Source organism: Pseudomonas sp. D2002 (assembly GCF_013385735.1).
Classification (GTDB): domain Bacteria; phylum Pseudomonadota; class Gammaproteobacteria; order Pseudomonadales; family Pseudomonadaceae; genus Aquipseudomonas.
Window position 1 is genome coordinate 290,034 of record NZ_JACAPL010000009.1, and the last position, 15,687, is coordinate 305,720.

Sequence of the window (15,687 nt, forward strand, 5' to 3'; positions counted from 1 at the left end):
TTGTCCATTAGCGACATGGCCCACTCTGATCCCGACGCGCAACCCCCGTGGTATGGGGGCTGGTCGCGATAAGTATGTGAATGTCGCAGATAGGTAAATGGGTGGTTCTCGCGTTACGCAGAATCGCCACCATCAGGCCGATATACGGCTGCGGAGAACAGCATGTCCAACAGCTTCCTGAATCCGGTAACCACCCAGACCTGGGCCAATGGTCGGCACATCGTCCGTTGCGTCAAAGTCATCCAGGAAACCTGGGATGTGCGCACCTTCTGCTTTATGGCCGACCAGCCGATCCTGTTCTTTTTCAAGCCGGGGCAGTTCGTCACCCTGGAGCTGGAAATCGACGGCCAGCCGATCATGCGCTCGTACACCATTTCCAGTTCGCCGTCGGTGCCGTACAGCTTCTCGGTGACGATCAAGCGGGTGCCGGGCGGCAAGGTTTCCAACTGGCTGCACGACACGCTGCATGAAGGCCAGGAGCTGGCGGTGCACGGGCCAGTCGGGTTGTTCAATGCCATCGACTTCAGCAACCCCAAAGTCCTTTACCTCAGCGGCGGTGTCGGCATTACGCCGGTGATGTCCATGGCGCGTTGGTATTACGACACCAACGCCAATGTCGACATGACCTTTATCCACAGTGCGCGCTCGCCCAAAGACATCATTTACCACCGCGAGCTGGAGCACATGGCGTCGCGGATCGACAACTTCAGCCTGCACCTGATCTGCGAGAAACACGGCCTGGGCGAGCCCTGGGCGGGTTATCGCGGCTACCTGAACCACAAGATGCTCGAACTGATGGTGCCGGATTTCCTCGAGCGCGAAGTGTTCTGCTGCGGCCCTACGCCGTACATGAACGCGGTGAAGCGCCTGCTGGAAGCGGCGGGCTTCGACATGGCGCGCTATCACGAGGAATCCTTCGGCGCCACGCCACCGGAGGCGCGTGCCGATGCGGTCGAGCAAGCCGAACAAGCCGCCGAAGCGCCGGAAATCGACCTGGCCGACTTGCATCAAGTGGAATTTATCGCCTCGGGCAAAAGCATCCGTGTGGCGCCAGGCGAAACCGTGCACGCAGCGGCAGCCAAACTTGGGCTAATGATTCCAAAAGCCTGCGGCATGGGGATTTGCGGCACCTGCAAGGTGATGAAGCTGGGCGGGGAGGTCGAGATGGACCACAACGGCGGCATCACCGAAGAAGACGAAGCCGAAGGCTACATCCTGTCGTGCTGCAGCGTGCCGAAGGGCGACGTGCGTATCGAGTTCTAACTTCCCGCATCCGATCGTTCCCACGCTCCGCGTGGGAATGCCTCATGGGACGCTCCGCGTCCCGCCTTCAGTTGTGACGCGGAGCGTCACTGGCTGCATTCCCACGCAGAGCGTGGGAACGATCATCAGTTCTGACTTCCCGCATCCGATCGTTCCCACGCTCCGCGTGGGAACGCCTCTTGGGACGCTCTGCGTTCCGCCTTCAGTTGTGACGCGGAGCGTCACTGGCTGCATTCCCACGCAGAGCGTGGGAACGATCATCAGTTCTGACTTCCCGCATCCGATCGTTCCCACGCTCCGCGTGGGAATACCTCATGGGACGCTCCGCGTCCCGCCCTCAGTACCACCTTTGTATGTCTATTAACCCCTCCCGTCCGGCGTAATTACGGGCGCTGGAATATCGCCAGTGCTCAGCTAAGTCCACGTACCCTCGCTTTACCGGGTTGTGGTGGATGTAATCAAGTTTTTGGCGCATCACTGTCTCGCTGTAGACCAGTTCGGCATGTGAGCCTTCCTGCCAAAGTTGATAAACCCGATCTGCCTTGTGTGCCCGTTTGCTGAAGCGTAGGCGTTGTAATACCCGCTCGGCACCTTTGCGCTGCAGGTCGTCGACGAGGGTGCGAGCAGTGAAGGATTTGAATTGACTGACGCACTTGCACAGATCAGGCGCTTGCGCGACGAAGTGCAGGTGGTTTTCGAGAATGACGTAGCCAAACAGGCGTAGCGCATGGTGCTTTTGCTGATATCGCCAACAATCCAGGAGATGGCCCACGAGGTAGTCGCGGGTAAATAGCGGTAGCCACTCCATGACAGTACACGTCAGGAAATGCGGTTTTTCGGGTTCGGTGATGACGTAGCGGCTTCTACCCATCCAGTCGTCCTTGATTCGAGTTGTGGCAATGGACGCGGAGCGTCCGGGGAGGCATTCCCACGCGGAGCGTGGGAACGATCGGGCTGGTTAGGTATTAACGGGCGTAGAGTTGGATGGAGAACTGATCGCCGGAGGCTGTCAATTCAAAGGTTTTTTCATAGATGTGCAGGGTTCTTGAAGGCTCCCTGATGGTGTCACCGACGTTAGCCAGTTTTCGAAACTCGTCCCAGCTTACGAACGTGTTGCTGAGACTGCCGTCTTGTTGCGCTTTGGCGGCGTAGCATTGAACTTCCATGGTCTAACCCTCTGCTGGATTTCCGTTTCCGGCCGATTATTCGGCAGGCAGTTGTACCCGAAAGGTGGCCGCTGCAGCGGCGTTTTCCTTTCGGGTTCCAAGAGGCTAGTCGATGAAAATAGGGTTGGCTGCTGTCGGAAATACCAAATAACAGTCTCGGCAATTCGCCAGTATTCGTCGCGCCTAGGCGCCCATCACTGTCCGAATATCCGCGGCTAATTCTCTTACACGCTCTTCCTCTGTATCCCACGCACACATGAAGCGCGCGCCGCCTTTGCCGATGAAGGTGTAGAAGCGCCAGCCCTTGGCCGTCAGGGCTTCGATGGCCGCTTCCGAGAGCTGCAGGAACACGCCGTTGGCTTGTACCGGGAACATCAACTCCACGCCGGGAATATCCGCCACCAGGCTGCTCAGCAGTTGAGCGCAGTGGTTGGCGTGGCGGGCGTGTTTGAGCCAGGCGTCGTTTTCCAGCAAGCCCACCCAGGGCGCGGAGAGGAAACGCATTTTTGAGGCCAACTGGCCGGCCTGTTTGCAGCGGTAGTCGAAGTCTTCAGCCAGTTTGTGGTTGAAGAACAGGATGGCTTCACCCACCGCCATGCCGTTTTTCGTGCCGCCGAAGCACAGCACGTCCACGCCAGCTTTCCAGGTCAGGTCGGCCGGCGAGCAGCCGAGGAAGGCGCAGGCGTTGGAGAAACGTGCGCCGTCCATGTGCAGGTTCAGGCCCAACTCTTTGCAGGTGACACTGATCGCGCGGATTTCTTCCGGGGTGTACACGCTGCCGACTTCAGTGGCTTGGGTCAGGGTGACCACGCGCGGCTTGGGGTAGTGAATGTCCTGGCGCTTGAGGGCGATCTCGCGGATCGATTCCGGAGTCAGCTTGCCGTTTTCGGTGCGGGCAGTGAGCAGCTTGGAGCCGTTGGAGAAAAACTCCGGCGCGCCGCATTCGTCGGTTTCGACGTGGGCGGTTTCCGAGCAAATCACGCTATGGTAGCTCTGGCACAACGAGGACAGTGCCAGGGAGTTGGCGGCGGTGCCGTTGAAGGCGAAGAAGACTTCGCAGTCGGTTTCGAACAGATTACGGAAACCGTCGGCGGCGCGGTGGGTCCATTCATCATCGCCGTAGGCGCGTTGATGGCCCTGGTTGGCGAGTTCCATGGCGGCCCAGGCTTCCGGGCAGATGCCGGAATAGTTGTCGCTGGCGAATTGTTGGCTCTTGTCGGTCATGGCCCATTCCTGTGGTCGATGTTGGTGCGCACTGTAACCAAGATTGTCGCGGGTGCGCACGCACTGTAAATGCAAAGTCACTGGGGAATTATGCACGGTACACAAACGATGCCTGTCGGACGCTTGCGCGATGGCGCCCTGGATTTGCTCAAGTGGTTGGCGCTGCTGAGCATGGTGCTGGACCATCTGCGCTATGTCGGGCTGAGCCTGGATGGCCTGTATGTGCCGGGGCGCCTGGCGTTTCCATGGTTTTGTTTGGCGATTGCGGCCAATTTGCAGCGTGTCCGAAATTCGCCCGTGACCGGCCAATGGCGCTACTTGGGCTGGCTGCTGCTGTTCAGTGTGATCAGCGAAGTGCCGTACCGGATGTTTATCGACGATGCCGATACGTTGAATGTATTGCCGACGTTGGCATTGGGGCTGCTGGTTGCCAGAGGATGGCAGCAGAAGGCGCTTTTTGACCGAGGGTTGGCGCTGCTTGCCCTGATACTGGCGGGTGTGTTTTCGACGCAGCTGATGTTCGGTTTCTTTGGTGTGTTGTTGCCGTTGGCGATGCTGCTGGTGTTCAGCCGCCCATGGTATTTCAGCGTGTTACCGGGCTTGGTCTGCGTGGCTGCCAACCAATGGCAGATTCTACTCAACAGTGGCAGCGTGATTGCGCTGCTGGGGCTGGCCGCCTGCCTGATCGCGCCATTGGCGGGGTTGCTGCTTTTGCGCCGCGCCAAATATGTCACTGTACCGGCCATGCGCCGGTGGGCCTACGCCTTGTACCCGATGCATTTTTTACTCTTGTTGGTGGTCCGCAAGGCCATTGGCTGACGTCGTGTTGAGCCAATCAGGAGCAAACGGATGAGCGGCGTAGAACGCGCGCATTTTTTGCACATCGTGCTCGAACCAATCCCGCAACCATTGGCAATAGTGCCGCGAGATTTCGCGTCTATGCGCGGGGCTGGCCGTTTCATCGGCGATACAGCGTGCAGCCATCATGCCCGACATCAGTGCCTTGAGTACGCCGTGAGAGGCGCCCGGGTCCAACACACTGGCGGCGTCGCCGATGATGAAATAGCCGTTGCCGGCCGCTTGATCACAGCGTCTCCAGGTGACATCGGCACCCTGGATGGCGCCCTCACAGGCCAGTTGTTCCAGGCAGGCCGGCACCGCTGACGCCTTGGGCTGCTTGTCTTGGGCAAAACGCAGTCGTGTCCAGTGATAAAGCCCCTGGCCGATGTGAGCTGTCCAATACCAACCCGATTGATCCGCGAAGATACCAAGTGCTGTTTCTTCCACCCAGCCTCGCTTATAGCCATACACGGCGGTTAACTGCGGTGAGTAGCGACGCGCTGTAAGCCCCAGTTGGCGAGCCAGCCAACCGTGCGCGCCACTCGCATCAACCAAGTGCCTGCAATACACATTCTCTGTCTGGGTCTGAATGCCGATGACGCGGCCCTTTTCCACTAACACCTGTTTTGCCTGGCAGGGTTGCAGGGTATGCACGCCGGATGCGATGGCTTGATCCAACAGCAACCCATCGAGCGTCGCCCTGGGAATTTGAAACCCTCGCCAGGGCCCGTCTTTATCTTCGCCAAATGGAACAAAGCGTCGCTCTTGATCCCACTGCACCCAGGTCCCCGCAGGTCGGATGAATGCATCGCCGCGAATGTGTTCAGCCACGCCCAGTTGCGCAAGCAAAGGCTCTATGCCCGGATGCAAGGTTTCGCCCGGGCGTGCGCGTGGAAACAGCAGGCGCTCGATAACGGCTACTTTCAGGCCGTGTTGAGCGCACGAAATGGCCGCCGCACACCCGGCCGCGCCGGCACCCAGGATGATGACGTCGTAGTGCTTCATGGGGCCTGGCCTGGCATGTTCTAAACGCGCTGCCAGGGCTTGATGCCCTGCTGACGCAAGACAACCTGCGGCCATACCAGGTAAGTAAACGTTTCCGTGAGTTTGATACGCACTTGGTCGAACGCGGGCGATGTCACCCGTTCATAGCGAAACAGTTCAAAGCGATAACCCACGTCATTCGGCGTAACGGTAACGTTGGTGTTGAGAGTGATTATGTGGGACTCGTCCGGTGTTGCAGTGTTGAACGAGTCGATAAACCAATCCCTGGCGTTGGTGCCCAATGACAGCCTGACTCGGCGCCATGCATCGACACGACGTTGATATTCCAGCGAGTCGACTTTGCCCGTCAGCGCCAGCGCGAACTTGCCGTTGAGCGCGTTTTCCACATAGTCGGTGTAGCGGAAAGTCTCGTAGGCCCTATGGGTGGCGCTATTGGCGATATATTTTTTTGCGGCGGGTACACCGTCCCAGGGGAACCCGGCATTTTTGCCGATCTCCTGGTCCAGCATCGGTTTGATGCTCGGACCGGCGCCGGCATTCGGCTCATAGGATTGCGCTGAGTCGGGTGCAACGGCGGGCCAAAAGGAACTCAGGGCTGCACACAGCTTCGCATCTTCGGGAAATGGGCTACCCAGCCTGAAAGCCGCCAGGTGTTCAATGCTGCTCGAATCCTCTGGGTAAAAACCGGTGCCAATATCCCAGCCGGGTGCGAACACCCCTGAACCTGCATCGGGAAGGCACGAGGCGCACCTGGCGGACGGGACGCTCGGCTGAGGCGTGGCCATGGCAGGCGAAGTATTAAATTGGGCAACGATGGCAGTAATGCTGAGGTCCGTACTGGAAAAGGACTCGGGAAAAGACTGGATATTGGCGGGCATACGAGTGTCGGACAGGCACCGCGGTTGCACGCGGAACATCGTGAGCTGAGTAAGCAGGTCCAGGGTTTCGAGCCACTCCATCAGGTGGCGCTGCTTGCACAGGGGATAAAAGTCCGGTGCGCAAACCAATGAATACGCGGCCACGCGCTGTGGAATGGCGTTGTCCAGCGCTGCGCACTGAGCCTGGATTCGACCATCGGCGGTAAAGTCCACGTAGTGCAGGGCCTTGTAATTGCCCTTCTGCAACTCATCAAACATGCCGGCCCGGCGATTGAGATTGATGACGTTGCCCGCGTCATCGACTTTATGGCGAATATGCACGAACTCCGGCGCATTTCCGTTCAGTGCCAGGCTGGAAGCCAGGAGGCTAGCGTCTTCAGGAACGTTGAACGTCAACGGTTTACCCAGGTATCGGGCGGCTTCAGCCAGATGTTCATGGGGCGTGGCGGCCATTAACCCTGGGCCATACGCTGGCTCAGGCAGCCAGTCCGCGAGGCCTTCGGTGGTGATGAAGGGCGGTTGGCTGATATGGGGTTCACCCCAGCCGGAATCCGGTGCCAACTCCAAGTGTATGCGGCGTAACTTTTCGTTTTTATGCTGTGCGTGCAGATTAAGATCAAGGGTCATGCCAGCCATGCACTCACTGCCATTGAACAGTTTATGCAGCGGCACCCAGAAATCACCGGTTGCATCTGCTGCGCCAAAGCGCATCGGGCCGAAATTGGCACGGTCGCCTTTGAGCTGGACCGCGATGTAAGCACTGTAGCGCGCAGGCAGCACTCGAATGGCGTGGTCTTCCCCTTCTACAAACGGCAGGAAACCCCGGGTCGGCGCGTCGTACAACGGGGCCTTTGTGCCCACCCGCGCGATGCCGGTGCGCGAAAAACACAAATCGGCGTGGGCCTTGTGCACCGTGTCCGGTGCCGGGCGGTACTCGACCGCGAACACCACCACCGCCATCGGGTGCCCATTCGCACGTGCCTGCAATTGCGCAAGGCTGGGCGGCTGGCGGCCGTAAACGTAGTTGAGGACGGTTTCAAGTTCTGCCGGCGTGGGATAGGCCTGCAGTGGGTTGCCGCTGGCGTCGGTGGTCACATTGGCGTTGGCCAGAGCGTGGTAGAGCAGGCTGTGTGCGGGCTTGCCAGGTTCAATACCGCGCGTTCCGGTCAAGGCAAAGTCTTTAAAACCGCTAAGTGTCCGGTTTGGGGTCAGCGGTTTACCCAGTTCGGCGTCAAGGTTGGGCGCGAGGATGTCGAGGCCATGGCCAAGCAACAGGTTTCGCCAGCCATGGGGAGCCAGACGTTTGCAGATATCAATAACTTGGTTAAGTAGCGCCATGCCTGCTTCCTCGACGGGGTGGCGTTCAATCTTTCGGATTGAACGGTGAACGCGTCGAATGCATGAGCTGGCGCTGTTTGAGTGGCAAGCGTAGCTAGCTTTTTGGTGTTTTGTGCGAGTGGGTGGTTTTTTCCACCTCCGCAGCTCGTAAGACGTGAACAATCCCGGCGCTTTGTTCGCCTGCGCGCCAGGCCATGTCGTAAACGCACCTTTGCGTGGCGTCCGTAGGCATTTGACCTGTGTGCACCAGCCCTACCATCGCATCAAAGGGCTCTGCACGGGCCTCAACAATACGAAAGGCTGGGAGAGACGCGATGTTCAGCAAAAAAGACCAGATCCAGGGATATGACGACGCTTTGCTGGCGGCGATGAATGCCGAGGAGCAGCGTCAGGAAGATCATATCGAGCTGATCGCGTCAGAGAACTACACCAGCAAACGTGTGATGGAAGCTCAGGGCAGCGGCCTCACCAACAAATACGCCGAAGGCTACCCTGGCAAGCGCTACTACGGCGGCTGCGAGCACGTCGACAAGGTTGAAGCCCTGGCCATCGAGCGCGCCAAGCAACTGTTCGGCGCCGATTACGCCAACGTGCAGCCGCACTCCGGTTCTTCCGCCAACAGCGCGGTGTACCTGGCACTGCTGAACGCTGGCGACACCATCCTCGGCATGAGCCTGGCTCACGGCGGCCACTTGACCCACGGCGCCAAAGTGTCGTCCTCGGGCAAGCTCTATAACGCCGTGCAGTACGGCATCAATACCGACACCGGGCTGATCGACTACGATGAAGTCGAGCGCCTGGCCGTGGAGCACAAGCCGAAAATGGTCGTGGCGGGTTTCTCTGCCTACTCCAAGACCCTGGATTTCCCACGTTTTCGCGCGATTGCCGACAAGGTCGGTGCGCTGCTGTTCGTCGACATGGCCCACGTCGCCGGCCTGGTTGCCGCCGGCCTGTACCCGAACCCGCTGCCGTACGCCGATGTGGTCACCACCACCACCCACAAAACCCTGCGCGGTCCCCGTGGCGGCCTGATCCTGGCCAAGGCCAACGAAGAGATCGAGAAGAAACTCAACGCTGCTGTATTCCCCGGTGCCCAGGGCGGCCCGCTGATGCACGTGATCGCCGGCAAGGCCGTGTGCTTCAAGGAAGCGGCGGAGCCTGGCTTCAAGGCCTACCAGCAACAAGTGATCGACAACGCCCAGGCAATGGCCAGCGTGTTTATCCAGCGCGGTTATGACGTGGTGTCCGGCGGCACCGACAACCACCTGTTCCTGGTCAGCCTGATCCGTCAGGGCCTCACCGGCAAAGAGGCGGATGCCGCCCTCGGTCGCGCCCACATCACCGTCAACAAGAACGCCGTGCCGAATGACCCGCAGTCGCCGTTCGTGACCTCGGGCCTGCGCATCGGCACCCCGGCGGTGACCACGCGCGGTTTCAAAGTGCCGCAATGCATCGAGTTGGCGGGCTGGATCTGCGACATCCTCGACAACCTCGGCGACGCCGACGTCGAGGCCAACGTGGCCAAGCACGTGTCTGCCCTGTGCGCTGATTTCCCGGTTTATCGCTGAGCGCGGTTTTGGAGTAATGACTATGCAACGCTACTCGGGCTTCGGCCTCTTCAAACACTCACTCAGCCACCACGAAAACTGGCAGAAGATGTGGCGCACGCCGACCCCTAAAAAGGTCTACGACGTGGTCATCGTCGGCGGCGGCGGGCATGGTCTGGCAACCGCTTACTACCTGGCCAAAGAACACGGCATCACCAACGTGGCCGTGGTCGAAAAGGGTTGGCTGGGCGGCGGTAACACCGCGCGCAACACCACCATCGTGCGTTCCAACTACCTGTGGGATGAGTCGGCGCACCTGTACGAACACGCGATGAAACTGTGGGAAGGCCTGTCCCAGGACCTGAACTACAACGTGATGTTCTCCCAGCGTGGCGTCTACAACCTGTGCCACACCCTGCAAGACATCCGTGATTCCGAGCGTCGCGTCAGCGCCAACCGCCTTAACGGCGTCGACGGCGAACTGCTCAACGCCAAGCAAGTGGCCGACGAGATCCCGTACCTCGACTGCTCGAAAAACACCCGCTACCCGGTACTCGGCGCCACCGTGCAACGGCGTGGCGGCGTGGCTCGTCACGATGCCGTGGCCTGGGGCTTTGCCCGCGCGGCGGATGCACTCGGCGTGGACTTGATCCAGCAGACCGAAGTGATCGGCTTCCGCAAGGAAAACGGTGTGTGCATCGGCGTGGAAACCAACAAAGGCTTTATCGGCGCCAAGCGCGTCGGCGTGGTGACCGCGGGTAACTCCGGGCACATGGCGTCGCTGGCCGGCTTCCGCCTGCCAATCGAATCCCACCCGCTGCAAGCGCTCGTCTCCGAGCCGATCAAGCCGATCATCGACAGCGTGATCATGTCCAACGCTGTGCACGGCTACATCAGCCAGTCCGACAAGGGCGACCTGGTGATCGGCGCCGGTATCGACGGCTACAACGGCTACGGCCAGCGCGGCTCATACCCGGTGATCGAACACACCATCCAGGCCATCGTCGAGATGTTCCCGGTGCTGTCCCGCGTGCGCATGAACCGTCAGTGGGGCGGCATCGTCGACACCACGCCGGATGCGTGCCCGATCATCTCCAAGACGCCAGTGCCGAACATGTTCTTCAACTGCGGTTGGGGCACCGGTGGCTTCAAGGCCACGCCGGGCTCAGGCAACGTATTTGCTGCCAGCCTGGCCAAGGGTGAAATGCACCCATTGGCTGCTCCCTTCTCCATCGACCGTTTCCACAACGGTGCGTTGATCGATGAGCATGGCGCTGCGGCCGTCGCCCACTAACAGGAGAAATTCCCTATGTTGCATATCTTCTGTCCTCACTGTGGCGAACTGCGCTCCGAAGAGGAATTCCACGCGTCCGGCCAAGCGCACATCCCGCGCCCGCTGGACCCGAACGCCTGCACCGATGAAGAGTGGGGCGACTACATGTTCTTTCGCGATAACCCGCGTGGCCTGCACCACGAGCTGTGGATTCACGCTGCCGGGTGCCGCCAGTATTTCAACGCCACGCGCGACACGCTGACCTACGAAATACTTGAAACCTACAAGATCGGCGAGAAGCCGCAATTTACCGCCAAGGCTTCTGGAGAGAAGGTATGAGCCAGATCAATCGCCTGTCCAACGGTGGCCGCATCGACCGCAATAAAGCCCTGACGTTTACCTTTAACGGCCAGAGCTACAAAGGCTTTGAAGGCGACACCCTGGCCGCCGCCTTGCTGGCCAATGGCGTCGATATCATCGGCCGCAGCTTCAAGTATTCGCGCCCACGCGGCATCTTTGCAGCGGGCGCCGAAGAGCCCAACGCGGTGCTGCAGATCGGCGCCACCGAAGCCACCCAGATTCCCAACGTGCGCGCCACACAACAGGCGCTGTACCAGGGTTTGGTCGCCACCAGCACCAACGGCTGGCCGAGCGTTAACAACGACATGATGGGCATTCTCGGCAAGGTCGGCGGCAAGCTGATGCCGCCGGGTTTCTACTACAAAACCTTCATGTACCCGCAATCGTTCTGGATGACCTACGAGAAGTACATCCGTAAAGCTGCTGGCCTCGGCCGCTCGCCAACCGAGAACGACCCGGACACCTACGACAACATGAACCGTCACTGCGACGTGCTGATTGTGGGCGCAGGCCCTGCCGGCCTGGCGGCTGCGTTGGCGGCTGCGCGCAGCGGCGCTCGGGTGATCATTGCTGACGAGCAGGAAGAATTCGGCGGCTCCTTGCTGGACTCGCGCGAAAGCCTCGACGGCAAGCCAGCAGTTGAGTGGGTTGCCAGCGTGATTGCTGAGCTGAAAGCCTTGCACGATGTGGTGCTGCTGCCCCGCGCGACCGTCAACGGTTACCACGACCATAACTTCCTGACCATTCACGAGCGCCTCACCGATCACCTCGGCGACCGTGCGCCGATTGGTGTGGTACGCCAGCGCATTCACCGGGTGCGCGCCAAGCGTGTGGTGCTGGCGACCGGCGCGTGCGAGCGCCCATTGGTGTACGGCAACAACGACGTGCCGGGCAACATGCTCGCCGGTGCGGTCTCGACCTACGTGCGTCGCTACGGCGTGGCACCGGGTAAAAAACTGGTGCTGTCGACCAACAACGACCACGCCTACCGTGTGGCACTGGACTGGTTCGACGCCGGCCTCAGCGTCGTCGCCGTCGCCGATGCCCGCCACAACCCACGTGGCGCGCTGGTTGAAGAAGCCCGCGCCAAGGGCATTCGCATCCTCACCGGCAGCGCCGTGATCGAGGCGCGTGGCAGCAAGCACGTGACCGGCGCGCGCGTGGCGGCCATCGATGTCAAAGCCCACAAAGTCACCAGCCCCGGCGAGTGGCTGGACTGCGACCTGGTCGCCAGCTCCGGCGGCTACAGCCCGGTGGTTCACTTGGCTTCGCACCTGGGCGGCAAGCCAACCTGGCGTGAAGACATTCTCGGTTTTGTGCCGGGCGAAGCACCGCAAAAACGCGTGTGCGTCGGCGGCATCAATGGCGTCTACGGCCTGGGCGATTCCCTGGCGGATGGTTTTGAAGGCGGCGTGCGCGCAGCCAGCGAAGCCGGTTTCGCGCCGGTGGAAGGCACCTTGCCGAAAGCCTTGAGCCGTCTCGAAGAGCCGACCTTGGCGCTGTTCCAGGTGCCGCATGAAAAAGCTACCGCACGGGCGCCGAAGCAATTTGTCGACCTGCAAAACGACGTGACCGCCGCCGCCATCGAACTCGCCACCCGCGAAGGTTTCGAGTCGGTCGAGCACGTTAAACGCTACACCGCGCTGGGCTTCGGCACCGACCAGGGCAAGCTCGGCAACGTCAACGGCCTGGCCATCGCCGCCCGTTCGCTCAACGTGACCATCCCGCAGATGGGCACCACCATGTTCCGCCCCAACTACACGCCGGTCACCTTCGGCGCTGTCGCGGGCCGCCACTGTGGGCACATCTTCGAGCCGGTGCGCTACACCGCGCTGCACGCCTGGCACGTGAAAAACGGCGCCGAGTTTGAAGACGTCGGCCAATGGAAACGCCCATGGTATTTCCCGCGCAACGGTGAAGACCTGCACGCCGCGGTGAAACGCGAATGCCTGGCCGTGCGCGACAGCGTCGGCCTGCTGGATGCGTCCACGCTCGGCAAGATCGACATTCAAGGCCCGGATGCCCGCGAATTCCTCAACCGCATCTACAGCAACGCCTGGACCAAGCTCGACGTGGGCAAGGCGCGCTACGGCCTGATGTGCAAGGAAGACGGCATGGTCTTCGACGACGGCGTGACTGCCTGCCTCGCCGACAACCACTTCCTGATGACCACCACCACCGGCGGCGCGGCCCGCGTACTCCAGTGGCTGGAAATTTACCAACAGACCGAATGGCCAGACCTTAAGGTGTACTTCACCTCGGTCACCGACCACTGGGCGACCATGACCTTGTCCGGCCCCAACAGCCGTAAGCTGCTGGCGGAAGTCACCGACATCGACCTGGACAAGGACGGCTTCCCGTTCATGACCTGGAAAGAAGGCCTGGTCGGCGGCGTGCCGGCGCGGGTGTTCCGTATCTCGTTTACCGGTGAGCTGTCGTACGAAGTCAACGTGCAGGCCGACTACGCCATGGGCGTGCTGGAAAAAATCGTCGAGGCTGGCAAAAAGTACAACCTGACGCCGTACGGCACCGAGACCATGCACGTGCTGCGTGCCGAGAAGGGTTTCATCATTGTCGGCCAGGACACCGACGGCTCGATGACCCCGGACGACCTGAACATGGGCTGGTGTGTAGGCCGCACCAAACCGTTCTCTTGGATCGGCTGGCGCGGGATGAACCGTGAAGACTGCGTGCGTGAAGAGCGTAAGCAGCTGGTGGGCTTGAAGCCGATTGACCCAACCGTGTGGCTGCCGGAAGGCGCGCAGCTGGTGCTGGATCCGAAGCAGTCGATTCCGATGAAGATGGTCGGCCACGTGACTTCAAGCTATGCGCATAACTCGCTGGGTTATTCGTTCGCGATGGCGGTGGTGAAGGGCGGCTTGAAGCGCATCGGCGAGCGAGTGTTTTCACCGCAAGCGGATGGCAGCGTGATTGAGGCGGAGATTGTGTCTTCGGTGTTCTTTGACCCGAAAGGTGATCGCCAGAACATCTGACACCTGATCGTTCCCACGCTCTGCGTGGGAATGCATCCCGGGGCGCTCTGCGCCCAAAGAGCGGACGCAGAGCGTCCATGGCGGCATTCCCACGCAGAGCGTGGGAACGATCAAGCAGAATTCAGGAAAGGTGCTTTATGACAGCAGCCAATGTTTACCAACAACGCCCCACCTCCGGCGCCAAGGCCGAGTCGTCGCTGCACCATGCCGACCTCGCCAGCCTGGTCGGCAAGGGCCGCAAAAACGCCGGCGTGACCGTGCGTGAAAAGAAACTTCTCGGCCACCTGACCCTCCGTGGCGATGGCCATGACGCGGCCTTCGCTGCCGGCGTGCACAAGGCCCTCGGCATCGAACTGCCCGGCGCCTTGCAAGTCATCATCAAAGGCGAAACCAGTCTGCAATGGCTCGGCCCGGACGAGTGGCTGCTGGTGGTGCCCAGCGGTGAAGAATTCGCCGCCGAACAAAACCTGCGTGCCGCCCTCGGCGATTTGCACATCCAGATCGTCAACGTCAGCGGCGGCCAGCAGATCCTCGAACTCAGCGGCCCGAACGTGCGCGACGTGCTGATGAAGTCCACCAGCTACGACGTGCACCCCAACAACTTCCCGGTGGGCAAGGCCGTGGGCACGGTGTTCGCCAAGTCGCAACTGGTGATCCGCCATACCGCCGAAGACACTTGGGAGCTGGTGATTCGTCGCAGCTTCTCGGATTACTGGTGGTTATGGCTGCAGGACGCCTCGGCCGAATTCGGCCTGAATGTCGTCGCATAACGATCAAGGAGTCACGCACTATGAGCCGCGCACCCGATACATGGATTTTGACTGCCGACTGCCCCAGCGTGCTCGGCACGGTGGACGCGGTCACCCGCTACCTGTTCGAACAGGGTTGCTACGTCACCGAGCACCACTCGTTCGATGACCGCCTCTCGGGCCGGTTTTTTATTCGCGTCGAATTCCGTCAGCCCGACGGCTTTGACGAGCAGGCTTTCCGTGCTGGCCTGGCCACGCGCGGTGAAGCCTTCGGCATGATCTTCGAACTGACGGCGCCGAACTACCGGCCAAAAGTGGTGATCATGGTCTCCAAGGCCGATCACTGCCTGAACGACCTGCTGTACCGCCAGCGCATCGGCCAACTGTCGATGGACGTGGTCGCCGTGGTCTCCAATCACCCGGATTTGAAGCCGTTGGCCGACTGGCACCAGATTCCCTACTACCATTTCCCCCTCGACCCCAACGACAAACCGTCCCAGGAGCGTCAGGTGTGGCAGGTGATAGAGGAGACCGGCGCCGAACTGGTGATTCTTGCGCGCTACATGCAAGTGTTGTCGCCGGAGCTGTGCCGCAAGTTGGATGGCAAGGCGATTAATATTCACCACTCGTTGCTGCCGGGGTTCAAGGGCGCCAAGCCGTATCACCAGGCTTACAACAAGGGTGTGAAGTTGGTCGGCGCCACGGCGCATTACATCAACAACGACCTGGATGAAGGCCCGATCATCGCCCAGGGCGTGGAAGTGGTGGATCACAGCCACTATCCCGAGGATTTGATTGCCAAGGGGCGGGATATCGAAGGGCTGACATTGGCCCGGGCGGTGGGGTATCACATTGAGCGGCGGGTGTTTTTGAACGCCAATCGCACGGTGGTGCTCTGACTGACGCCTTCGCGAGCAAGTCGAATCGTCGCACCGCCGCTCCCACATTCGACCGCATTTCAAGGTTGGAACCCGATCAAATGTGGGAGCGGGCTTGCTCGCGAAGAGGCCCTTACTAACAACCCAAGAAACAGCATCTGTAACCCGAGCAC

The 15,687-nt window shown here is 60.5% G+C and carries 13 protein-coding genes; 8 read left to right on the forward strand and 5 right to left on the reverse strand.

Features of this window, described 5'->3' with window-relative positions; all coding sequences use genetic code 11:
* Positions 1–162 precede the first annotated feature (162 nt).
* The gene (gbcB, locus tag HX783_RS19085; RefSeq protein WP_159960473.1) at positions 163–1,263 is read left to right on the forward strand and encodes a glycine-betaine demethylase subunit GbcB; all 1,101 of its coding nucleotides are present in this window, start codon (positions 163–165) and stop codon (positions 1,261–1,263) included.
* 337 nt (positions 1,264–1,600) lie between these two features.
* Here the strand turns inward: gbcB and HX783_RS19090 are convergent, their stop codons facing one another.
* The 3 genes from HX783_RS19090 to HX783_RS19100 form a co-directional block, all read right to left on the reverse strand.
* A complete protein-coding gene (locus HX783_RS19090; RefSeq protein WP_177017909.1) occupies positions 1,601–2,134 on the reverse strand; it encodes a transposase in 534 nt (177 codons plus the stop codon).
* Between the two features lie 94 nt (positions 2,135–2,228).
* Complete coding sequence (locus tag HX783_RS19095; protein ID WP_159960471.1) at positions 2,229–2,429, reverse strand: hypothetical protein; 201 nt, start codon at positions 2,427–2,429, stop codon at positions 2,229–2,231.
* A gap of 183 nt (positions 2,430–2,612) precedes the next feature.
* Positions 2,613–3,653 (reverse strand): low specificity L-threonine aldolase, encoded by a 1,041-nt coding sequence (locus HX783_RS19100; protein ID WP_159960469.1) that lies wholly within the window; start codon positions 3,651–3,653, stop codon positions 2,613–2,615.
* Positions 3,654–3,743: 90 nt separating this feature from the next.
* On the opposite strand from HX783_RS19100, the gene HX783_RS19105 reads away from it, so the two are divergent.
* Positions 3,744–4,472 carry a TraX family protein gene (locus HX783_RS19105; RefSeq protein ID WP_177017910.1) on the forward strand — a complete coding sequence of 243 codons (729 nt, stop codon included), beginning with the start codon at positions 3,744–3,746 and terminating at the stop codon, positions 4,470–4,472.
* On the opposite strand, the gene HX783_RS19110 is transcribed toward HX783_RS19105, so the two are convergent.
* A complete protein-coding gene (locus HX783_RS19110) occupies positions 4,437–5,498 on the reverse strand; it encodes an NAD(P)/FAD-dependent oxidoreductase (protein WP_177017911.1) in 1,062 nt (353 codons plus the stop codon). The two genes, HX783_RS19105 and HX783_RS19110, sit on opposite strands and share 36 nt — an antisense overlap.
* 20 nt (positions 5,499–5,518) lie before the next feature.
* Positions 5,519–7,876 carry a hypothetical protein gene (locus tag HX783_RS19115; RefSeq protein ID WP_256347213.1) on the reverse strand — a complete coding sequence of 786 codons (2,358 nt, stop codon included), beginning with the start codon at positions 7,874–7,876 and terminating at the stop codon, positions 5,519–5,521.
* A gap of 152 nt (positions 7,877–8,028) precedes the next feature.
* On the opposite strand from HX783_RS19115, the gene glyA reads away from it, so the two are divergent.
* The 6 genes from glyA (at position 8,029) to purU (ending at position 15,535) form a co-directional block, all read left to right on the forward strand.
* On the forward strand, positions 8,029–9,282 hold the full coding sequence (gene glyA / locus HX783_RS19120; protein WP_159960461.1) for a serine hydroxymethyltransferase: 1,254 nt from the start codon (positions 8,029–8,031) through the stop codon (positions 9,280–9,282).
* A 22-nt stretch (positions 9,283–9,304) separates the two neighbouring features.
* The gene (locus HX783_RS19125) at positions 9,305–10,555 is read left to right on the forward strand and encodes a sarcosine oxidase subunit beta (RefSeq protein ID WP_010207084.1); all 1,251 of its coding nucleotides are present in this window, start codon (positions 9,305–9,307) and stop codon (positions 10,553–10,555) included.
* A gap of 15 nt (positions 10,556–10,570) precedes the next feature.
* Positions 10,571–10,873: a sarcosine oxidase subunit delta gene (locus HX783_RS19130; protein ID WP_010207083.1), complete on the forward strand. Its 303-nt coding sequence runs from the start codon at positions 10,571–10,573 to the stop codon at positions 10,871–10,873.
* A complete protein-coding gene (locus HX783_RS19135) occupies positions 10,870–13,887 on the forward strand; it encodes a sarcosine oxidase subunit alpha (RefSeq protein WP_177017912.1) in 3,018 nt (1,005 codons plus the stop codon). Before HX783_RS19130 ends, HX783_RS19135 begins: the two co-directional genes overlap by 4 nt.
* Positions 13,888–14,024: 137 nt before the next feature.
* A complete protein-coding gene (locus HX783_RS19140) occupies positions 14,025–14,657 on the forward strand; it encodes a sarcosine oxidase subunit gamma (protein ID WP_177017913.1) in 633 nt (210 codons plus the stop codon).
* 20 nt (positions 14,658–14,677) lie between these two features.
* Entirely contained in the window at positions 14,678–15,535 is an 858-nt protein-coding gene (gene purU / locus HX783_RS19145) for a formyltetrahydrofolate deformylase (RefSeq protein WP_024077780.1), read from the forward strand.
* The last annotated feature ends 152 nt before the right edge of the window (positions 15,536–15,687 follow it).